This is a genomic window from Solidesulfovibrio magneticus RS-1 (assembly GCF_000010665.1).
GTDB lineage: Bacteria > Desulfobacterota > Desulfovibrionia > Desulfovibrionales > Desulfovibrionaceae > Solidesulfovibrio > Solidesulfovibrio magneticus.
Window position 1 is genome coordinate 4,240,001 of sequence record NC_012796.1, and the last position, 21,009, is coordinate 4,261,009.

Annotated in this window: 18 protein-coding genes (1 of these 18 running past the window's edge); 7 read left to right on the top strand and 11 right to left on the bottom strand. The window is 67.9% G+C overall.

Annotated features, from left to right (window positions below):
• Both DMR_RS17555 and purT read left to right on the top strand, forming a co-directional pair.
• Positions 1–1,419, top strand: the 3' portion of a protein-coding gene (locus DMR_RS17555) for a GGDEF domain-containing protein (protein WP_015862381.1). It extends 141 nt beyond the left edge of the window; 1,419 of the gene's 1,560 nt are visible here — the last part of the coding sequence; the start codon falls outside the window, past its left edge; the stop codon is at positions 1,417–1,419.
• A gap of 106 nt (positions 1,420–1,525) precedes the next feature.
• Positions 1,526–2,707 (top strand): formate-dependent phosphoribosylglycinamide formyltransferase, encoded by a 1,182-nt coding sequence (gene purT, locus DMR_RS17560; RefSeq protein WP_015862382.1) that lies wholly within the window; start codon positions 1,526–1,528, stop codon positions 2,705–2,707.
• A gap of 89 nt (positions 2,708–2,796) precedes the next feature.
• Here the strand turns inward: purT and rsgA are convergent, their stop codons facing one another.
• Positions 2,797–3,846 (bottom strand): ribosome small subunit-dependent GTPase A, encoded by a 1,050-nt coding sequence (gene rsgA / locus DMR_RS17565; protein WP_015862383.1) that lies wholly within the window; start codon positions 3,844–3,846, stop codon positions 2,797–2,799.
• Between the two features lie 245 nt (positions 3,847–4,091).
• Positions 4,092–4,607: a GNAT family N-acetyltransferase gene (locus DMR_RS17570; protein WP_015862384.1), complete on the bottom strand. Its 516-nt coding sequence runs from the start codon at positions 4,605–4,607 to the stop codon at positions 4,092–4,094.
• 399 nt (positions 4,608–5,006) lie between these two features.
• Here DMR_RS17570 and DMR_RS17575 point away from each other — a divergent pair, with 399 nt between their 5' ends.
• The 3 genes from DMR_RS17575 to DMR_RS22540 all read left to right on the top strand — a co-directional run bounded on the left by DMR_RS17575 (position 5,007) and on the right by DMR_RS22540 (position 7,415).
• Complete coding sequence (locus DMR_RS17575; protein WP_232502937.1) at positions 5,007–5,816, top strand: TIM barrel protein; 810 nt, start codon at positions 5,007–5,009, stop codon at positions 5,814–5,816.
• A 122-nt stretch (positions 5,817–5,938) separates the two neighbouring features.
• Positions 5,939–7,231 carry a hypothetical protein gene (locus DMR_RS17580; protein ID WP_015862386.1) on the top strand — a complete coding sequence of 431 codons (1,293 nt, stop codon included), beginning with the start codon at positions 5,939–5,941 and terminating at the stop codon, positions 7,229–7,231.
• Positions 7,221–7,415 (top strand): hypothetical protein, encoded by a 195-nt coding sequence (locus DMR_RS22540; protein ID WP_015862387.1) that lies wholly within the window; start codon positions 7,221–7,223, stop codon positions 7,413–7,415. Before DMR_RS17580 ends, DMR_RS22540 begins: the two co-directional genes overlap by 11 nt.
• 32 nt (positions 7,416–7,447) lie before the next feature.
• Here the strand turns inward: DMR_RS22540 and DMR_RS24745 are convergent, their stop codons facing one another.
• The 7 genes from DMR_RS24745 to DMR_RS17610 all read right to left on the bottom strand — a co-directional run bounded on the left by DMR_RS24745 (position 7,448) and on the right by DMR_RS17610 (position 17,765).
• Positions 7,448–7,711, bottom strand: coding sequence for a hypothetical protein (locus DMR_RS24745; protein ID WP_148208478.1), 264 nt, complete (start codon positions 7,709–7,711; stop codon positions 7,448–7,450).
• Positions 7,712–8,118: 407 nt separating this feature from the next.
• Positions 8,119–11,070, bottom strand: coding sequence for a glycosyltransferase family 39 protein (locus DMR_RS17585; protein ID WP_015862389.1), 2,952 nt, complete (start codon positions 11,068–11,070; stop codon positions 8,119–8,121).
• Positions 11,067–11,441 carry a hypothetical protein gene (locus DMR_RS24940; RefSeq protein ID WP_043601016.1) on the bottom strand — a complete coding sequence of 125 codons (375 nt, stop codon included), beginning with the start codon at positions 11,439–11,441 and terminating at the stop codon, positions 11,067–11,069. Before DMR_RS24940 ends, DMR_RS17585 begins: the two co-directional genes overlap by 4 nt.
• Positions 11,442–11,659: 218 nt before the next feature.
• The gene (locus DMR_RS17595; RefSeq protein ID WP_015862391.1) at positions 11,660–12,868 is read right to left on the bottom strand and encodes a hypothetical protein; all 1,209 of its coding nucleotides are present in this window, start codon (positions 12,866–12,868) and stop codon (positions 11,660–11,662) included.
• Positions 12,869–12,896: 28 nt separating this feature from the next.
• The gene (locus DMR_RS17600; RefSeq protein ID WP_015862392.1) at positions 12,897–14,264 is read right to left on the bottom strand and encodes an HlyD family type I secretion periplasmic adaptor subunit; all 1,368 of its coding nucleotides are present in this window, start codon (positions 14,262–14,264) and stop codon (positions 12,897–12,899) included.
• Positions 14,264–16,411, bottom strand: a complete 2,148-nt coding sequence (locus DMR_RS17605; RefSeq protein WP_043601019.1) for a peptidase domain-containing ABC transporter — start codon at positions 16,409–16,411, stop codon at positions 14,264–14,266. Before DMR_RS17605 ends, DMR_RS17600 begins: the two co-directional genes overlap by 1 nt.
• On the bottom strand, positions 16,401–17,765 hold the full coding sequence (locus tag DMR_RS17610; RefSeq protein WP_015862394.1) for a sigma-54 interaction domain-containing protein: 1,365 nt from the start codon (positions 17,763–17,765) through the stop codon (positions 16,401–16,403). Before DMR_RS17610 ends, DMR_RS17605 begins: the two co-directional genes overlap by 11 nt.
• Before the next feature lie 411 nt (positions 17,766–18,176).
• Here DMR_RS17610 and DMR_RS17615 point away from each other — a divergent pair, with 411 nt between their 5' ends.
• Complete coding sequence (locus tag DMR_RS17615) at positions 18,177–18,815, top strand: hypothetical protein (RefSeq protein ID WP_043601021.1); 639 nt, start codon at positions 18,177–18,179, stop codon at positions 18,813–18,815.
• Positions 18,816–18,958: 143 nt separating this feature from the next.
• On the opposite strand, the gene DMR_RS17620 is transcribed toward DMR_RS17615, so the two are convergent.
• Positions 18,959–19,228 (bottom strand): hypothetical protein, encoded by a 270-nt coding sequence (locus DMR_RS17620; RefSeq protein ID WP_043601024.1) that lies wholly within the window; start codon positions 19,226–19,228, stop codon positions 18,959–18,961.
• A 198-nt stretch (positions 19,229–19,426) separates the two neighbouring features.
• Between DMR_RS17620 and DMR_RS17625 the strand changes: the two genes are divergently transcribed.
• Entirely contained in the window at positions 19,427–19,648 is a 222-nt protein-coding gene (locus tag DMR_RS17625) for a hypothetical protein (protein ID WP_015862398.1), read from the top strand.
• 224 nt (positions 19,649–19,872) lie between these two features.
• Here the strand turns inward: DMR_RS17625 and DMR_RS17630 are convergent, their stop codons facing one another.
• A complete protein-coding gene (locus tag DMR_RS17630; RefSeq protein WP_015862399.1) occupies positions 19,873–20,673 on the bottom strand; it encodes a DUF169 domain-containing protein in 801 nt (266 codons plus the stop codon).
• Between the last annotated feature and the right edge of the window lie 336 nt (positions 20,674–21,009).

Here is a 21,009-nt window from a genome sequence, read left to right on the forward strand (position 1 = left end):
TCGCTGTGCCTGTACTTCATGACTCCGGCCCCGCCGGAGTTCCCCATCGTCGCCGCGCCCCTGCTGCTGACGGGGTGCGCCTACGAAAGCTGGGCCCTCTTCGCCATTTGCGGCCATCCCGTCAGCCGGCGCACGCACCTTTGGACCGCCGCCATTATCCTTGTTCTCACCCTTGCCGCCGCCGGCCTGGGCCAGCCGTGGCGCATGGCCATGCTGCCGGCCCTGCACGCGATTTTCTATGCCCTGCCCGCCTGGGCGCTGCTGGCAAACCAAAAACGGGAGCTGTCCCTGCGCGTTGTCCTTGGCGGTTGCTTCGTCCTGCTGGCCGCCGTGTTCACGGCCCAAAGCGCCTTGGCCCTGTGTGGCCTTGCGCCTGTCCCGTCCCTGGACGCCGTCATCCCGGCGGCGGTTTACGTCATGCTCCTGGTCAGCGGATTTTCGCTGCTCCTGTTGGCCCAACAAAAAAGCGACGAGGCCTTGGAGCGTGCCCGGCGGTCCTTGCGCGAGCAAGACGCCCAATACCGCTTCATCGTCGACAACGCCCTGGAAGGCATCGTGGCCCTGGACAGGGACGGCCGCGTCACGTTCCTCAACCGGCGCATGGCCGAGATGGTGGGCTATCGCGTGGAAGAGGTCCTGGGCAAACCGTATTTGGATTTTCTGGCCGAGGACCAGTTCGCGGACGCCACAGCCAAGCAGGCCGAACGGACCCAGGGCCTCGACGGCGTCTACGAACGCTGCCTGCTGCGCAAGGACGGCGGCCGAAAATGGGTGCAGGTTTCGGCCCGGGCCGTGCTGGACGCCGCCGGCCATTACGCCGGCGCGTTTTCCGTCATCATCGACATCGACGCCCGCAAGAGGACCGAGACGGCCCTGACGGCATCCAACAAGCGCCTGGCCGAGCAAAGCCTGCTCGACGGGCTGACCGGCATCGCCAACCGCCGCCGCTTCGACGAGGCCCTGGCCCGGGAATACCGCCGCCATGCCCGAGGCGGCGCGTCGTTGTCCCTTGTCCTTATCGACATCGACCACTTCAAGGCCTTTAACGACCGCTACGGCCACCTTCATGGCGACGCCTGCCTGCGTCAGGTGGCCGGGGTGCTGCGCCAAAACGTCACCCGGGCCGGCGATCTGGTCGCCCGCTACGGCGGCGAGGAGTTCGCCTGCATCCTGGCCGAGACCGACGCGCCGTCGGCCGCAGCCATGGCCGAGCGCCTGCGCCAGGCCGTGGCCGCCCTGGACATTCCCCACGAGGCCTCGCCCACGGCCTGCCGCGTCACCATCAGTTGCGGCGCGGCCACGGTGCGTTGCCTGCCGGGCGGCTCGCCCCTTGAGCTCCTGGCCCGGGCCGACGAACAACTCTACCGGGCCAAGGCCGCCGGACGCGATCAGGCCGCGGCCGAAAGCTGCGCAAACTGAAGCAAGGCGGCCTTTTTTGGCGCAAAGACGCTGCTGCCCCCTTGTCCTGGCCGCGCCGCCCTTATACGTTGTCGCCGCCCGACATTCCCCACTTCAGGAGGCCCCCATGACCACCATCGGCACGCCGCTCACCGCGTCCGCGACCAAAATATTGCTGCTCGGTTCCGGCGAACTCGGCAAGGAAGTGGCCATCGAAGCCCAGCGCCTGGGCGTCGAGGTCATCGCCGTGGACCGCTACCCCAACGCCCCAGCCATGCAGGTGGCCCATCGCCGCCACGTGGTCAGCATGCTCGACGCGCCGGCCCTTCGCTCCATCATCGAGGCCGAAAAGCCCGACTATATCGTGCCCGAGATCGAGGCCATCGCCACCGAGGAGCTCATCAAGCTCGAAGCCGAAGGCTATCCGGTGGTGCCCACGGCCCGGGCCGCCCGACTGACCATGGACCGCGAGGGCATCCGCCGCCTGGCCGCCGAGGAGTTGGGCCTTGTCACCTCGCCCTACCGTTTCGCCGACACCCGGGAAGAGTTCCTGGCCGCCTGCGACGCCGTGGGTTTTCCCTGCGTGGTCAAGCCCGTGATGTCGTCTTCGGGCAAGGGCCAAAGCGTGGCCCGGGACGCCGCCTCGGCCGAGGCCTCCTGGGACTACGCCCAGACGGCCGGCCGGGCCGGGGCCGGGCGGGTCATTGTCGAGGGTTTTGTCGATTTCGACTACGAAATCACGCTGCTCACCGTCCGCCACGCCGGCGGCACGAGCTTTTGCGCCCCCATCGGCCATCGCCAGGAAAAGGGCGACTACCGCGAGTCCTGGCAGCCCCATCCCATGAGCCAGTCCGCCCTGGCCAAGGCCCAGGCCATGGCCGGGGCCGTCACCGAGGCTCTGGGCGGGCGCGGCATCTTCGGCGTGGAGCTTTTCATCAAGGGCGACGCGGTCATCTTCTCGGAAGTCTCGCCCCGGCCCCACGACACCGGCATGGTGACGCTCATTTCCCAGGACCTTTCGGAATTCGCCCTGCACGTGCGGGCCATCCTGGGGCTGCCCATCCCGGCCATCCGCCTCTACGGCCCGGCCGCCTCCCGGGTTATCCTGGGCGAAGGCGATTCCACCTCGCCGCGTTTCGCCATTGATCCGGCCGCCCTGGCCCAGCCCGACACGGCCATCAAGCTTTTCGGCAAGCCCGAGCTCCACGGCACGCGCCGCCTGGGCGTGGCCCTGGCCCTGGGCCGGGACGTGGAGGAGGCCAAGGCCAAGGCCATCGCCGCCGCCTCCCATGTGAAGGTGGAATTGTAGCGCCAAACGCCAAACGGCCAGGCCGAGGAGCATTCCTCGGCCTGGCCGCGACGATGACGCGGGCGCGGGATGTCCCCGGCCCGGGCGGGTCAGCCCCGCAGATCCTTCTTGATCGATTTGACCATCCGGCCAAAGGCCTTGTCCTTTTGCCGCCGCTGCCCCAGGGTCATGGCGTTAAACGCCGCCTCCCGGCCAAGACGGTTCCAGGACTCCAGCCGCGAAGCCTCAAGCCCACCCGCTTTCACGGCCGCCCGCACGGCGCAGCCCGGTTCGCCCTCGTGGCGACAATCGGCGAACCGGCAGTCCCGGGCCAGAGCCTCGATGTCGCCGTAGCCGCCAAGGCGGCCCTCGTCGTCGCCAAGAAGGCCCAGTTCGCGCATCCCCGGCGTGTCGATGAGCAGCGCCCCGCCTTCCAGCCGGACCATCTGACGGCGGGTGGTCGTATGCACGCCCTCCCCCGTGCCGCTGGTCTCCCGCACGGCAAAGGCCTCCCGGCCAAGCAGCCGGTTGACCAGGGTGGTCTTGCCCACCCCGGACGAACCGAGCAGGCAGCAGGTCAGGCCCGGAACGAGCAGCCCGGCCAGGGCATCGAGGCCTTCGCCGGTGGCCGCGCTGACGGCCAGGACCGGCGCCCGGGCCGTTTCCTCAAGCCTGGACATCTGCACGGCCAATTCCCCGGGCGAGGCCAGATCGGCCTTGGCGAGCAGCACCGTGACCACGACGCCGCCGGCCGCAGCCATGGCCAGGTAGCGTTCCAGCCGCCGGGGGTTGTAGTCGTAGCGGCTGGCCTGAACGACAAACGCCAGATCCACGCCGGCCGCGATGAGCTGGCTGTCCGTGCCCGGGCCGGCGGCCTTGCGCCGCAGCACCGTGCGGCGCGGCAGCACGGTCTCGATGACCCGCAGGCCATCCTGGCCGCGCACGGCCACGAAATCGCCGACGCAGGGCAGATCCTCGCCGCAGCCGGCCTCATGGGCCAGCCGGCCGGCCAGGACCGCCGCCGTCTCGCCGGCCCGGTCCCAGACCCGGTACAGGCCACGATCCACGGCCGACACCCGGGCGATGCCGTTTGTTTCCAGGCCCATGGACCGGGCTTTTTCCTCATGCCAGGTCGTCAATCCAAGCTGTTGCATTTCCATGATCGTCTATCCCCAAGCGGAGCGGCCGACCGGCCGGCCCGCCGTTGTTGTTCCACGGCGCGGCAATCCCGCGCCCGATAACGTCGCCGTCCAGGGCGGCCGGCCGACGCCTGAAGACACGTCGACAAACCACCCTTGATCCCGTTTCCCGTCGAGGGGGGTCCGGGGGGATCATCCCCCCGGCCGCCGGAGGCGCCCCTCTTCGACAAACAATCCATAACACCCTTGATTAATGCGCTAACAATTCACGACGCTGCCCCGCCAAAGGCCGCGTGGGCCACGATGTCGCCCACGGGCCTGATCTGGCCGAAGCTGACGGCCAGGACGTAGCGCTGCGGCACGCCCGGCCAGCCCAGGCCGGGCACGGCGGCAAAGCCGAAACGGCCGTAGAAGCCGGGATCGCCGACAAGCACGACCCCGGTCGGGCCAGTGCCGGCCAGACGGCCAAGGGCCTGCCGGACCAGGGCCGAGCCGATGCCCTGTCCTTGCCGGGCCGGCAGCACGCCCAGGGGGCCAAGCAGCAGCCAACCCGGGCCGGATGCGCCGACGCGGGCCGGGCTCAGGGCCAGATGGCCGACGATGTCGCCGTCCGCCTCGGCCACAAGCGACAGGGCCAAAGCGGCATCGGCCCGCAGCCGGGCGACGATCTCGTGTTCGACGGGTTCGGCCCCGGGCGGATGCTGGGGATGGTTGTGGAAAGCGGCGTACAAAAGACGCGCGATGGGCGTTTCATCGCCCGGGCGTTCGGTGCGGATACCCATGGGACACTCCATAAACGGTCGAAGGTACGGCCGGGGCGCAACCGGACAGGGAGAAGCCAAGCCGGAAGACGCGACCGGCCCGGAAGGGCCGTCGTCAGGGAGTGGGTGTCGGGGAAAGCAACAAGAGTCCGGTTCGAAGGACGAACAGGCTCAAAGCGGGCGCGGCGGGCCGCCCCAGGGGAATGGGCCGCCTTCGTGGAGGAAGGCGGAGTTGGTCCTTGGGGCGACTAGCGGGCGCGGCTTTCGCCGACAACCCGTGCCGCAAGGTCCGAAGTGGCGCTGGACAAAAAAGACCTCCTGGGAGAAGCGTTGCTCCCGGGCGATAGCCGGCCGCTTCGGCGGCGTCAAGCGGCCCCACGCCCCAAACCAGCTTGATCGCGGAAGCCCACGGTGAACACCATGCTTTTCGGCATCTCCGGCCTGCCTCACGGCGACGGCAAAACCAAATTCGCCTACGCCACGGCCATCCCCCATTTGCGGGGCCTAGGCCTGGACGCCATGGAACTGCCCTTTGTGCGCTCGGTCAACGTCACGGCCAAAAATCAAGCGGCCATCTTGCGGGCCAAGGCGGAAAACGATTTCCACCTCACGGCCCACGCCTCGTATTTCATTAACCTCAACGCCGCCGAACCGGACAAGCTGGAAGCCTCCCTGGCCCGCATCCGCCAGGGAGCCGAAGCGCTTGCCCTGGTCGGCGGACGCGATCTGGTCTTCCACCCCGGCTACTACCTCGGCCAGCCGCCGCAGGCCGTGCTCCAGACCATCGGCGAAAATCTGCGCCGCCTGCCGGACACGGGCGTGCGCTACCGCCTGGAGACCACGGGCAAGGCCACCCAGTTCGGGACCGTGGCCGAACTGGCCGGCCTGTGCCGGGAGGTTCCGACCTGCAAGCCGTGCCTGGATTTTTCCCACATCCACGCCCGGGACAACGGCGCACTCAAGACCCGGGCCGATTTCAGCCGGGTGCTGCGCCAACTGGCCGACATCCTGGGCGAGGCGGCCCTTGGCGAACTGCATATCCATATCAGCGGCATCGAATACGGCCCCAAGGGCGAAAAGCGCCACCTGCCGCTGGCCCAAAGCGACTTCGATTATACGGCCTGCCTGGCGGCGCTGCGGGACCACGGCGCGGCCGGCTGCGTCATCTGCGAGTCGCCGGTGCTGGAGCACGACGCCATGCTGCTCAAAAAGACCTGGCTCGCCCTGTAGCGGACAAAGCCCGCCGCCGCGGCCAGGGCGCCTTTGCCAGGGTCCACCGCGTCGGCTAGATTTCGGCCTCGCGCCACGGGCGCGGAACGACGCCCCGGCCCAAAACCGAGGCAGGAGAAGGCATGGAATGCGATATTGACACGCTGAGGGCGTTTCTGGAAACCGTGGGCTGTCCGGCCGAAACCGCCGCCGTCCTGGCCCGGGACATGCCGCAGACGGCCCAAGGCCTCCCGCCGGCAACAGGCGCGGCCCTGGCCGCCGCCCTAACCGAGGCCCTGGGAACGCCCGCCGCTCCCTCGGAACTCCTCGAACATGGTTCCCTGGATGACTGGCTCCGCTTCGTCGCCGGCCATCACGACGACGCGGCTCTCAAGCGGGCGGCCATGGCCCGCATCATCAACGGCAAGGGCAACATCTCTCCCGGCAAGGCCTATACCATTGACGCCATGCGCCCAGCCGACGCCCCCGGCGTCGCCGGCCTGTTCCATACCATCTACGACGCCAACTATCCGGTGCTGGACTACTACGTGCCGGAAAAACTCATCGCCCTGAACCGGCAAAAGGCCGTGCTGACCCTGGTGGCCAGGCTCGAAACCGGCGAGATCGCCGGCCACGGGGCCTATTACCGCAGCTCACCGCCCAATCCGGCCGTCTACGAGCAGGGCCAGCTCCTGGTCGATCCAGCCTACCGCCAGAGCTCCATGGCCTTCAAGCTGCTGCGGGAACTCGACGCGCTCTCCTACGCCATGCCCTGGGCCGAGGCCTTTTTCGGCGAAGCGGTTTGCAACCACCTCGTCACCCAGAAAAGCGGTGACAAACAAGGCTACACCCCCTGCGGCATCGAACTGTCGCTCATGCCGGACGCGGCCTACGCCAAGGAAGGGGCAGCCGGCCGGGTCAGCTGCATGATGGGCTGGCGCATGCACCGCGACAAGCCGTCACCGCTCTATTTGCCCGAAGTCTATCGCCCGGTGCTGGAGGGCATCCTGTCCGGCTTCTCCCTGCGCCGCGACATCCGTTTCGACCCGGGCGACCACCCTGCTTCCGGGGAAACGGTCCTCACTTCACGCCTTTTCGACCTCGCCCAGGTGGAGCGCGTCCAGGTCGCGGCCGTGGGCCACGATTTTCCGGCCCGGACCGCCGCCATCGAGGAGCGGGCCGACCGGCTGGGCTTGGCCGTGGTCCAGGTATCCATAAACGCCTCATCCCCGAGCACGGCCTGGGCGGTGAGAACCCTGCGGCAACGGGGCTACGTGTTCGGGGCGTTTGCGCCGCAGTGGTTCCCGGACGGCGACGCGCTGATGCTGCAACGGCTGGCGGCGCAGCCGGATTTCGAGGCCGTCAACCTGTACACCGACCGGGCCAAGGCCATCCTGGCCCACATCCGCCAGGAATGGGGGGCGCGTGGACGCTGATTGGGACAAGACGGCATCCTCGGGCGCGCCCCGTGTCGATGCCCTGGACAAGGCCTGCAGCCGGGAGCGCTACGCCGCCGATGAGACGCCGCCGGACGGCTGGCTGGCCGAGGCGCGGCGGGCAGGCCAGGCCCCGGTGGATCTGGGGCCGGGGGAAGACCCCATGCCGCCGGCCGGACCTTGAGCGGCAGCGGCCTGGCCGCCCGGCCAAACACCTCAATGAGCGTGGTCGTGGGGTTCGCTTTCATGCCCCTCGTGGACATGGTCATGGCGGCCGTGCTCCCCGGCATGGTCGTGGTCATGGACGCCTTCCCCCGCGCCGTGGTCGTGGGGATGCTTGTGCTCGTGGGCATGTTCGTGGGTGTGCGTGTGGACATGACCGTGGCTGTGCTTTCCCATCCCCGGATGCTCATGTTCATGCTCGTGCTCATGGGCATGTTCGTGGGCATGGTCATGGTGGTGTTCGTGGTCGCCTTGCATGGCTGCCTCCTTTTTGCAGCAGCATGGCCCTTTTTATCCCGCCTGCCTAGGCGGCATGTTTCTTGTTCCCATCGCACCCCGGGCATGTCTTCGTCGCGTTGTTGCTTATGGGCGCATACCAAGGCCAGGTTGACAAGCACTGCCTGGCCACGGGGCCGCATGATGCGTGCTGGACACGGCGTCCTGGCCAGCTTCAAACCAACCTACGCCCCGGCTCTAATGTCACGTCCCTTAAAAAATACGATAGTATTTTTTAAGGAAACAAATGGTTTTAGCTCGTTGACGACAAAACCCCATATGCGCTTTTCGCGGACGCGACACTAAAGGCCCTGTTCGGTCCCGTGGTCCGGACTCTGGCCGCCTCTTGCAGCATCGATCCGGCCTTCGCCTCTCGGTAACGGCCCGTTTCAGTGCCGCTCCCGCAGGTCAAGATCCAGGACCGGCGGGGCGGCGGTGGCGGCCAGCCCCAGGCCCTCCCCACCGGCGGTCGCCAAAGCCGGGGCGGCGGGAAGCGCCAGGCCGGAAAATCCGGTTTGGGCCAGATCGCACTCCATGACTAGGCGAGTGTCTCCGGAGCTGAAAAGCCTTGCGCCGCCGCCGGACAGGACAAATCGCAGATAGAGGCGGTTGGCCGGCGCGGGCAGTCGCACCCGGGCGGCCTGGCGCATCGTGCCGGAATACAGGAAGTAGTCGCCCCGGCTGCGCAGGCTGTCCAGGTCGTGATAGACGTTGCCGTCCACGGACCACTGGGCGAGGACGCGGTTATGTCCGACGCCGTCGGTCAGGACGGACGGGTACCAGGTGGCGCGAAAGCCGGTGATGGGCGTTTGGTTTCCAGGCGCGCTGAAGGCGTAGGTCAGGAAACACGGGGCGTCCCCGGCGCAGGTCAAAGCGTCCTGGCCGTCAACCTTGCGCACGGCATGGGAGAGCGTCGCCGCCTGCAGGATATCGGGCAACGGCGCGGCATAGTCCGGCGACAACCGGGCCAGCCCCCGTCCGTCGTCGGCCAGGGCCAGGCTGGCCCCGGGCGGACAGGCCAGGGGCAGGGCCACGGCGGTCTCGCCAAGGGTCACGGTCTGCCCGGCGATGTCGCCCGTGGCCCAAAGGCCTTTGGCCGGCCGCCCGTTCCAAGCCAGGTGGACACCCGGACCGAGGGAAGCGTAGGGCCTGGCCAACAGCGGATCGTAATAGCGGGCGCGCTCCCGGCCGTTGGCGTCGGACAACGCCAGGACCGGGACGTCGCCGGGAAACGCCGCGAGATAGGCAGCCTGGTCGGCTGGTCCGCCAAGGCCCAGCTCCGGCCGGGGTGTGTCGCCAAAGCCGTACAGGACGTCGCCGCCAAAGGGGCGGCCCTGGGGCAGGGCCGGCGCCACGGTCGTGTTGGCGGCCAGAGAAGCGGCCGAGATTTCCCAGGTGCCCGAGGCGGCGGCCGGGAGCGTCTGGGCGGCCGGTCTGGTTTCGAGGTGGGCAAGTTCCAAAAAGCCGTCGGTGAAGCCGGCCTGGCTTTCGAGGATGAGGTAGACCCGGCCCGAGGCGGCGTCCGGTTCGGGCAGTTCCACGACAAGATCGTATTCCGAGTCCCCGGCCGGGAAATCCGCGCTTGTCACCGTGGCCAGGACAGGCGCGTTTTCCAGGGTTGTCCCGGCCCGAACGACAATGCGCCCCTCGGGCGGGGCGGCCTGCCCCTGGCGACGGGCAAAGCGCAGGGCCATCCGCGTCGTGCCGGCCCGGCTTCCAGGGGCGGCGGCGAAGGCGAAGACAGCCCGGCCCGGCAGGCGACAATCATAGAGGGCCAGGGTTCCGTAGCCCAGGTCGGGCGTCATGTTTTCCAGTTCGTAGGCGTCGGCCAAGACCGACAGGTCGTCGAAACTGTTGCGATAGGGTGCGGCCAGGGGCAACGGTGCCCGGTTAGGCAGGCCGATCTTGGCGATGTCGGCCCAGAAGGTCCGTCGCACGGGCAGGGCACCGGGCAACAACGCGGCAGCGGGATCGTCGGCCGGCGAAAGAAAATAGGCCCGCCTGTAGCGCCGGTCAAAGGCGTCGCCGGCCGTCTGCAATGCTCCGCGCAGATACCAGTCGCCCACGATCTTGAGGTGCCGGGGCCGGTAGTAGCGGATGGCCTCGATATTGACGCGCTGCGCCACGAGATCGGCCAACACGCTTTTAATGCTCGGGCTGTCGCGCTTGGCGTAGAGATCAAAGATCATCAACGTCGGCCCGCAGGCGGCCACGCCCAACAGGACGCACAGCGCCGCGCCAGAAGCCCCCCGCCCCCACCGGCCGCAGGCGGCAGCCAGGGCCTCGATGCCGCCTGCCGCAAGAAAGCAGAACAAATAATAATTATTGACCAGATAACGGATGGAAACGTTGATGTTCGTGGGCAGGGCCACGGCCATGGCCAGGCCGGTCAAGGACCAAATGGCCAAAATTGCCAGGGACCGGCCTCGGCCGACGACCAGAAAACGGACAAACCCCAGGGCGGCCAGGGCCGTCAACATGGCGACCCAAGGAATCTCGCCCTGGTAGTGCCAGGCGGCAAAGCTTTTGAGGACCGACTCCAGGCTCACGCCCTCCAGACGCCGGGCCAGCGGCGCAACACCGGCGATGGTGCGCATCTGGAACCAGTGGGCTTCCATCCACGGCGCGTAGGCCGCGAGCATGATCAGGACGGCTGCGCTCAAGCGCCCCAAAAGCCTACCGGCCAAACGGCGCTCCCCAGCCCGCGCGGTCTCCACGATGCGCCAGCCGGCCACCAGCCCCAAAGCGGCCAAGGTGGCCGAGGCCAGATAGGAGGTATAGAGCATCCCGATGCCGGCGGCGCTAAAGGCCGCGAAATCCCGCCAGCGCCCCCGTTTAAGCGCCTGCAGCAGACAGGCCAGGGCCGTCAGGGCCAGCAGCAGATACAGGGCATAGGGCCGGGCTTCGCGGGAATAATGGACGGGAAACAGGGCCAGGGCGTCCATGGCGGCGGCGGCCAGGGCCACCCGGTCGGAAAAAAGCCGCCGGCCGACCAGCCAGACCACCGGAATGGTCAACGTACCGGCCGCCACGCTTGGCAGCTTGACGGCCACGTCCCCCGGCCCGAACAAAGCCAGGCTGGCATGGACCAGCAGATGCAGCAGCGGCGGCGAAGAATCGAGGCTGACGTCGCTTGGCCCCTCGTGGGCCAGGGAACGCAGCAGATCCGGCACGGGCCAGGCCGCCCGGCCAAGGGTCACGAATTCGTCCCACCACAGGCCGACGACGTCGAGGGCAGCCAAGCGCAGGGCCAGACCGGCCAGGGTGAGCAGGACCAGCCAGGTCCAGACGCCGCGAGGAGGCAGGGCTCCGGGACGGGGCGACGCTTCGGGGGTGCTCACGGCACGCCCCCGGGGTTGAGGCTGGCGTCCAGGGCCCGGCGTTCGTGGGGCTGCAAACGCGGCAACGCCGCGGCGGCCGTGGCGGAGGCCAGGGCCGCTTCCTCCGGAGAGAGTCCGCCGCCAAGCTCCGCCCGACGACAAAACCAGTAAGCCCAGTACGGTTCGGCCGGCACGCCGTCCCCCCGGGCATAGGCCAGCCCCATGGCCAGATAGCCCTGGGGCGAGCCCCCGGCGGCCGACTGGCTGAACGCGGCGGCAGCCCGGGTCCGGTCCACCGGTCCGTCAAGGCCGGCGACGGCCAAATGTCCCAGGGCGACCTGGGCCCCGGGGTCGCCAAGGGCGGCGGCGGCCTGCAGACACGAAACCGCCAAGGCGGCGTCCGGCGGCGTTTTGCCAAGGGCGGCAAACGCCGCGGCGGCCAGCCCGGCCGGGTCGTCGCCAGCCGCTCCCGGGCAAGGTCCGCCAGCCCCAAACGCGCTCCCGGACAGGATCGCCAGGAGACAGCATACTATCGATATCCGCAACATCCGGGCAGCATACCGCACAACGGGCCTCAGGCAAAGCAGGCCACCCGCCCCCTGGCGATGGGTTATTTGGCCGGCGACCAGGGAGCCCTTCCCGCGCCCGGGTCTGGAATCGGCAGGACCCCGGCCTGGCGCATCTCGCGGATGGAAATGAAGTTCACGGCCTCTTCGTCATCGTCGTTCGGACTTTTGCCGGCTTTTTTTCGGGCGGCGGCCTTACGGGCCTGCTCCAGGGCCTCGGCCACCTGTTCGCCGCCGGACTCGGCCGCCTCCTCAAAGGAGCCGTCGTCGAGCATGGTGGTTTCCAGATAGAGCGGCTGCCGCCCCTTGGGGTCGAGGTCCACGGCCACGAGCATGTGCTCGGGCAACGACACCAGGGAGGTTTCCAGACCTATTTTATAGAATACGGAGGCCAGCAGGCAGCTGCCTTCCACGCAGTTGGCCTGCCGGGTCGCCAGGGCCTCGGCCAGAAGCCGCACATGCTGCACGCCCACCCCCTCGGGTTTGGCCGAGGGGCGGTTGATGGACGAATAGCGGATGCCGCGCCGCCGCAGGGCCTGCCACACGGCCTTCACCTGCTTGCGCACGCCCCGGGCGTCGGCCTGATAGCCCGTAAACGACGACACCTCGCCCGTGGCCAGGGCCTCGCGCAGGATTTGCTGCACCACCGGATGGTTTTCATTGACGTAGGCGGCGTAGAGCCAGTCGGTGTCGTAGTAGTCGTCGTCATCGTCGAAACTGTGCACGCAGTCATTGACCGAGGCGATCACCACCCGGGCCGTGCGCTCGCCCTGGGCTATGCCGTCCAGCCACAGCCGGGCCGTCATGGTCGTGGGGATGGGCTGGTGATTGAGCAGGATCGCGTCGGCGTAGGTCAGGAAGGGATAGACCATGTATTTTTTGCCCTTGCGGGCCAGGGCCACTTCCACCCGCCCGGGGTTGACCAGGGGCGAGGAGGAGACCAGCTCCACCACGGCCTTTGCCCCGGCCCTGGGCGCGACAACCGAAACGCCAAACAGGCCGTTGGGGTCGCCAAGCTCGTTGTCATTGTGCTGCATCTCCAGCTTCATCTTGGCGATGTTGAGCATCAGCGACGGATAGAGCGCGCCGTTTAGGCCGACCTTGGCGAACTCCCAGGAAGACGACGGCCCGGCCAGAGCGGCCGGAGCCAGCAGCCCGGCCAGGAGCACGGCGGCCAGAGCGCGATACAGGACGGTCAGAGCCCAAGCCCCGCGAGATGGCACTCCACGGACGCAACAATTCTGGCGCGGCATACGACCACCCTCCCCTGTTTTGGTTGTCTTATGGCTCGTTTAACGCCTCATGCAGCCCCCGGATCACCGGATCGAGAATGTAGGTCGCCACCCGGCGTTTGCCCACCAGTATTTCCGCCGACACGGTCATGCCCGGCAGCAGGCGGAAATCCGGCCCCACATCGCGCAGCGTCGTCCTGGTGAGCCGGATGCGCGCCTTGTAATGCACCCCGCCCACGCCGTCCTGGCCGCCTTCGTGGCCCGGGGCCGCGCCCTCGGCCACGAAGGCGTCGGGGCTGACCATGCGCACCACGCCGTCGAGAAAGCCGTGGCGCTGGAAGGGATAGGCGGCAAGTTTCAGGCGAGTCTCGTTGCCGACGCGGATATGGCCGATGTCCGCCGCAGCGATGGACACTTCGGCCTCCAGGGCCCCGTCGGCGTCGCCGATGGGCACCAGCACGCAAAAAGTCTCGGCCGCCTTGGCGATGGAACCCTCGGAGAGCGGCGCGACCTCCTTGACGATGGCGTCGGCCACGGCGGAAAGTTCCACCAGTTCGCTGCGCCGCGAGGCCTTGGCCAGGGAATGGTCCACCTCGTCGAGATTTTGCCGGGCTTCGAGCAACTGGGTGGCGGTCTGGGCCCGCCAGTTGCTCACAAAGGCCTGCCGCTCCATTTTGGCCCGGCTGAGCTGCTCCACCAGCTGTTCGCGCTTTTCCTCGGTCTTGGCGGCCAGATCGTCCACCCGCAGCTTTTCGCGCAGCGCCCCCAGGTATTCCAGCCGGCTGGCCCCGCCGCCGGGCACGAGCTTGCCGAACATGCCCTCGATCTCCTTGGCCAGATTGGCCTGCTCGCCCAGACGCATCCGCTCGGCCGCGTTGGCGGCCACGGCGTCTTCGAGCAGGGCCACCTCGCGGTCGTTGGCCTCGACCTTGGCCCGAAACTCCTCCTTGCGCATGGCGAAAAGGGTGAGCCGCACCTTTTCCTCGCCGTCCATGGCGCTCTCATCCAGAGCCGGCAGGGGGCGGCCGTCCAGCTCGGCGGCCAGCAGCACCACGAAGGCCGACAGGAACCGCCGTTTGGCCGCCAACTGGCCAAAGTCGGCGCTGGCAAAGGTCGGGTCCAGGGTGGCCAGCACCGCTCCGCGCCGCACCACGTCGCCGGGGCGCACGTTGATCTGGCGCACCACGGCCGTTTCCAGGGGCTGCACCACAATGGGCGGCACCCGGGTGACGAGCATGCCGCCGGCCGAAACCACCCGGTCGAGTTCGGAAAACCAGGCCCACAGCCCGCCAAAGACCAGACAGGCGAAGATGACGTAGACGGCGATCCTGGCCTGGACCGGCGGCTCGCCCTCGGACACGGCCACGGCGTCGGGCTGGAACTCCATGGCCTCGGGCCGGATGTTGCGCCTGCCCATCAGCGCATCCCCTTGGTCTGGCGCTCCCAGAGGGTGCGGTAGATGTCGCAGCGCTCCAGCAGTTCGGCGTGGGGGCCGATGTCCACGATGCGCCCCCGGTCCAGGACCATGATGCGGTCGGCGTTTCGCAGGGTGGAGAGCCGGTGGGCCACGATGATGGTGGTGCGGCCCTTGGCGATGCCGTCGAGGTTTTCCTGGATGCGGGCCTCGCTCTCCGGGTCCAGGGCGCTGGTGGCTTCGTCAAAGATCATGATGCGCGGGTCCTTGAGCAGCGCCCGGGCGATGGCCAGGCGTTGCTTCTGGCCGCCGGAGAGGTTGGACCCGTTTTCCTCCAGCACCGTGTCGTAGCCAGAAGCCAGGCGCTCGATGAATTCGTCGGCCCCGGCCAGTTTTGCGGCGCGGCGCACGTCGTCGAGGTCGGCCGTGGGCCGGGTGACGGCGATGTTGTCGCGCACCGTGCCGCTGAAAATGAAATTTTCCTGGAGCACCACGCCGATGTTCTGGCGCAGGTGCACCACGTCGAGATCGGTTATGGGCGTGCCGTCGAAGCTGATGCGCCCGCCGCCCAGGGGATACAAGCCCTGGATGAGACGCGTGAGCGTGGTCTTGCCCGAGCCGCTGCGCCCGACAACCCCGAGCACCTCGCCCGGAGCCACGCTGAAGGACACGCCGTCCAGGGCCGGCGGTTCGCCCGGCACATATGCAAAACGAGCCTCGGTGACCACGATCTCGCCGCCGATGGCCGGCCGCGCCCCACCGCGCACAAGCCCGGCCTCGGGCTTGCGGTTCATGACTTCGCCCAGCATCTCCACGGCCAGATGGACCTTTTGGTATTCGTGGACCAGCTCCACGATGCGGATAAGGGGCATGGTCACGGACTGGGACAGCATCTGGAAGGCGATGAGTTCGCCCATGGTGAGCGACTCGTCAAAAACGCCCAAGGCCCCCACCCAGATGACGGCCACGGTCATGAGCCGCTCCAGGGTCTTTATGAGCGCGTTGCCCAGGGCCGACATGCGGCGCACGTCGAAGTTGCGGGAAACGGCCAAGGCCGAGCCTTCCTCCCAGCGGCGCTGGCGGCCGCCTTCCAGGGCCAGGCTCTTGATGGTGCCGATGCCGTGGATGGTTTCCACGAGCAGGGCCTGCCGCTCGCCCTCGGCGGCGTACAGGGCCATGAGCCGGCGGTGAAACGGCCCGACCATAAGCCCGATGGCCCCGGCCGTGACCACGGCAAAGGCCAGCACCAGCATGGTCAGGCGCGGGCTGTAGCAAAAAAGCACGGGCACGAAGACGATGAGCGAGGAAGCGTCGAGCAGCGTGTTGAGGAGGTTGCCGGTCAAAAACTCCCGCACCTGATCGGTCTGCTGCATGTGCTTGATGATCACGCCCGCGAAGCTGCGCTCGAAAAAGGGGAGCGGCAGCTTGATCATGTGGGCAAACGTCTCCATGGCCAGACGCAGATCGATCTTGGTGGTGGCGAAACGCAGCAGAAATTCGCGCAGATAGCGCAGCGCGCCCTCGAACAGGATGGCCCCGACCACGCCCAGCCCCAGGACGTTGAGGGTGGAGATGGTGTGGTGGGCCAGCACCTTGTCCACCACGGCCTGGAAATACAGCGGCACGACAAAGGCCAGGCCGTGCATGAAAAAGGCGATGCCGGCGATTTCGAGGAAGATGCGTTTTTCCCGGGCCACCTGGGGCCAGAACCAGGACAGGCTGAAGCGCTTGGCGTCGCCGGCTTCCACCCGGCGCTTTTTGAAAAGCAGGACCTCGCCGGTCAGGCGCGCGGCGACCTCGGCCTCGGGCACGAAGACGAAGGCGGTCCCGCCGGGTGCGCCGGCGGCGTCGTAGAGCACCAGTTCGCGCCCGCCGTCAGGGCCCAGGCGCGCCCCGGACAGGATCGCCGCGCCGCCGTCGCGACAAAGTCCCAGGCAGGGATAGGCCTCGCCGAGTTCGAGCAGCCCGGCCGGCGGCAGCCGACGGCGCTTGGCGGCAAAGCCCAGGGCCTTGGCGATGCGCAAAAGCGTGGCCACGTGCAGGGGCCGGCCGGCCAGGCCGTGGCGGGCGATGAGATCGGCGCTGGTGGTGGATATCCCATGGTGGCGCAGGACAACGACCAGGGCGTCCAGGGCGGCGCTAGTCGTCACGAAAACTTCCCGGCCGCAGGACCACGGCGGCCGCTCCGGCGTCCGGATCGTCGCCAACCTCCGCCGCTTCGTCGCCGGCGGCCGGATAGAGCAGCTTGAGCTTGCGGCGCAGGCTCTCGCGGCTGATGCCGAGCTTGCGGGCCGCCTGGGTGCGGTTGCCCGAACATTCGGCCAGACAGGCCTCGATGGCCTCGCGCTCCAGGGCGCGCAGCCGGCCGACCTCGGCGGCCGGGCGGAAGGTCTCGGCGGCCGGTTGCGGCCGGCGGGCCTTGGCGTTTCGCACGTCGCGGGAGAGGTCCTCGACGTGGATGGTCTCGGTGTAGGCCAGGGCCACGGCCCGCTCGACCTCGTTTTCCAACTCGCGGATGTTGCCGGGCCAGGCGTATTCCATGAGGGCCTCCCGGGCGCGCTTGGAAAAGACCAGCTTGCCCCGGCCCATGTTGCGGGCGAAAGTGGCCAGGAAATTCTCGGCCAGAAGCGGAATGTCGTCGGCGCGCTCCCGAAGGGGCGGCAGCTCCAGGTGGACGACCTTGATGCGGTAGAACAGGTCGCGACGAAACCGGCCGGTCTCGATGTCCTGGCGCAGATCGCGGTTGGTGGCCGAGACCAGGCGCAGATCCACGGAAACCGGCCCCCGGCCGCCCACCGGCGTCACCTCGCCAAGCTCCAGCACGCGCAGGATCTTGGCCTGGCTGGCCTCGCTCATGTCGCCGATCTCGTCGAGAAAAAGCGTCCCCCCGCAAGCGCCCTCGATGATGCCCCGGCGCTTTTCCACCCCCGTGGCCACGCCCTTTTCGATGCCGAAAAACTCGCTCTCAAATAGCGTTTCCGGCACGGCCGTGCAGTTGACGGCCATAAACGGGCCATGGCGGCGGCGGCCGGAATAATGCACCACCTTGGCCACCATCTCCTTGCCCGTGCCGGTCTCGCCGGTGATGAGCACGTTGACGGTGGTCTCGGCCACGCGCTGGGCCAGCTGGAGCACCCGGGCCATGCGCGGGCTGGCCCCGATGACCCGGGCCGGGGAAAAATTCTGGCGCAGCTGGCTTTTGAGCGCCGCGTTTTCGATCTTGAGCTGGCGGCCGAGGCGGGAAAGCTCCTCATGGGAGCTGTCGAGGCGGTCCACGGCGTCTTCCAGGAGCTGCTCCCGGTCGCGCACGTAGCCCAGCATCCGGTCCATGCCCTCGATGAGGTCGGCGGCGGTCTTGGGCCGGCCGGGCAGCTTGTCGCAGAGTTTGCGGCAGGCGGCCAGTTCCTCGGCGGCGGCCTCGTAGGCGGCGTCGGACACAAGCACGGCAAAACGCGTCAGGCGCGCGGACATCTCCGGCGTCAGGGCAAGCGGGGGCGGCTGCATCAGACCTCCTGATCAGGTCGGCCAAGCCCCGGCCGCGTGGTGCGGCCGGCCGGGCGCTTACGCCTTTACGCTTGATATTGTAACGGGTTTCGGATTCGTCGGCAATTCGAAGCTGGCGGCCGGCGACCGGTGGGACCGCCCTTGCCAGCCGCTCTTGGCCGCCAAGGAGGGCATGTCCCGGTTTGCGTCGGGTGCCCGCGCGCCGCCGCCCTCCCGACGTCCCGCGCCCTGCCCGGCCGCTGCCCCAAAATCCCCCGCCCCCTGCCTCGCTTCGTTGCGGCATGAGGCAGTCTCCCTGCACCCCAACCCTGTTAAATCAGTGTGTTATCACCTGGCACGCTTCTGGCTCATAGCAGGACAAATACGGCACGGAAGCCAACAACAACGCATTAACCATGGGAGGGTGACCAGATGAGCCTGAAGTCCTTTTTCTCCAAGGTGGCCTCGGCGGTGAAGACGGCGGTCAGCGCGACTTCTTCGGTGGGCAAGCTGGTGTCCACGGTGGGCTCGGCGGTAAGCTGGGCGGCCACGACGGTGTCCACCGCCGCCAACTGGGTGGCGGACAAGGTGTCCACGGCGGTAAGCTACGTGCAGGAAACGGTGGCGACCGTCACGGGCATGGTGGCCGACATCGCCAGTTCCACGGGTTCCGCCGCCGTGGAGAAGATCAGCCAGGCGGTGAGCTACGTGGCCGAACGGGCGACCACCGCCTACGAATGGACCAAGGATACGGTGGCCACGGCAAGCGAGTTTGTCTCCAACACCGTGACCACCGGCACGCAATACGCGGAGACCATCGTGGACCAGGCCAAGGACGTGGCCGAAGCCGTGGACACGAAGAGCGATTCCGCCACCGTGGCGGGCACGGCCTCGCCCACGGCGGCCGGCGAAACGACGGAAACGGCATCAACCACCGCCGCGACGCCAACGGCGGCCGCCACCGGCGAATCCGTGGCCTACCGCGACCAGACCGGACTGGCCACGACCAGCACCAGCAGCGCCTCGGTGGCCCAGGCCAGCCAGGACAAGGCCCAGCTCCTGGCCGCCTAGCCGGCCCAAGCAACAAGCCCCGTCGTCCGTCGGACCACGGGGGCTTGTTGCTTGGTCCTGGCCCAAGGCCGGCCTTGGGCCAGGGCCGCTTCAGCCCGACCGCCGCAAACGCGATCCTGGGCGGCCGGGCAGCGGCCGGCACGTTACCAGCGAGGTGGCGGGGGAGGCAGCGGATAGCCCGGACCCACATAGACCGGCCCGGGATAGGCCGGCGCGACCACCACCGGCGGCGCGTAGGCCGGAGCCACGTACACCGGCGGCGGCGGCGCGACATAGACCGGCGGCGGGACGGCGGCATAGAGCGGCACGCTCACGGCAAACCCGGGCGTGACGATGGTGAAGGCTTCCGCCCGGGCCGCCAGCAAGGCGGTCAGCAAGCAAAAAATGATCAGTATGATAAGCGTGCGTCGCATGGCAATGTTCCTCCCCATGATGAGGCGTTTGGCCTCCCATGAGCCAGAAGCGTGCCAAGCCGCCAAGACGCCCGCCGCCCGGCTTCCCGGCCGCGCCCGCCCCTGCCCGGCCCTGCCAATTCGCCGAAATATCCGCAATTCCCTTGCCGGCCGCGCCCGGCCGCACTATCTTACGGACAAGCTGACCGGGAGTCCGCCATGTCCATCTCCGACCGCATGTGGGACCGCGCCCTGTTCCTCACCCGCTTCGACGGGACCTCCACCGCCGACATGGTGGCCGCCCTTGGCGCGGACCACTACGCCATCGAGCGCCTGTCCCCGCGCATGGGCTCCAACGTGCCGGACACCTCCGACCCCAAGGCCATCACCACCCACTTCCTCGACACCGGCCTGGGGGCTATTGTGCGCACGTCTATTTAGCTGAAAAGAGCGAAGAAAAGAGAAGAGAAGAGGCCTCCGGCGGCTGGGGGCCTGAGGCCCCCAGACCCCCCAAATGGGGAAAGGAGCGAGGGGGACGACACAGGGCGAAGGACCGGCCGGTCTGTAGTAGCGCCCCTCGGGCAGCTTGGCGTCCCCGGTAAAAAAGAAAAAAGGCGGCCCCGCATGGGGGACCGCCTTTTTTGCTGCCTCGCCGGGCGGCAAAATTACGAATCGGCCTCGGCCGGGGCCTTGCCCTTCTTGAAGACGATCAGCGGACAGTTCTTGCAGATGTCGGCTCCGGGGAAAGGATGGCCGGAGCGGGTCAGGGCCGCGCCGCCCGTGGCTTCCTTGCGCGCCATGAGCTGGGCCACGACCTTGCCGATGTCCGCGCCCGGAATGCCCACGTTGATCTCCCCGCGCTCGGTCTTGCCGGCGTTGTAACTGCCGCTGCAGGCCAGAAACACGTTGGCCTCGCCGGTGTTGAACACGTGGACGTTGCCAGCACAGGCCGCCGAATTGATGGTCATGTTGGGACGCAGCGGATGCTTGTCCAGGGCCGCCATCCAGTCCACGACCAGATGGTAGGCCTGCATGTTGTCGCAGTAGAAATGCACCACGTCGGGCGCGAACATGGTGTCGGCCAGGGGCGAGACGGCCACGGCCAGGAGTTTCCCGGACAGGCGCGGCTTGCTGCGCACGAACTTCTCGGCTTGCTCCAGGTCGCGCACGTATTTGAGATGGCCCTTGATCTCGGCCGCGTCGATCTCCTTCCAGCCGAAACCGCACTTGGCGTTGGAACAGCCCAACTGCTCCGGCCCCATAAGGACGGTGATGCCCTCCATGCGCGCGCCAAGCTCGGCCTGGCAAAAGGTCAAGGCCTTGGCCGGCAGGTAATACTCCTTCTCGGCCTTGAAGGCGTCCAGCTCGGCTTGGTCAAAAAAATACTTGATGGCGATAGGATAGTGCATGAGCCGCAGCTCATCCATCAACACCTTCTGCATATCCCCGTACGACATCGCGTTCATGACGACTCCTTTTTTCTGGCGACGCACACGGCTGACGGCCGGCGCGGCAAAGCCGCGCCCGGCTTTCGCCCCGGCGTCTTCCTGCGCGGTGAAAACGCCCGGAGGGTGAAGAAGGATCGCCCGGCTGTCAATACAACCTGTTCCCGCAACCAGCAGTCACGAAATCCTTTTCTTATCGTGACACCCAACCTGCAAGCCGCCGCCGGTACTTTCGATACCGCGTCCCCTTACCGACCGAGCCGGCCCCGAAGACGCCGGGCCGGAAAAATAAATATCACTGCCCCAGTCGCCGGCCCTGCTTGCCCCACTCTCCAAAAAGGGTCATACTTCAACAAT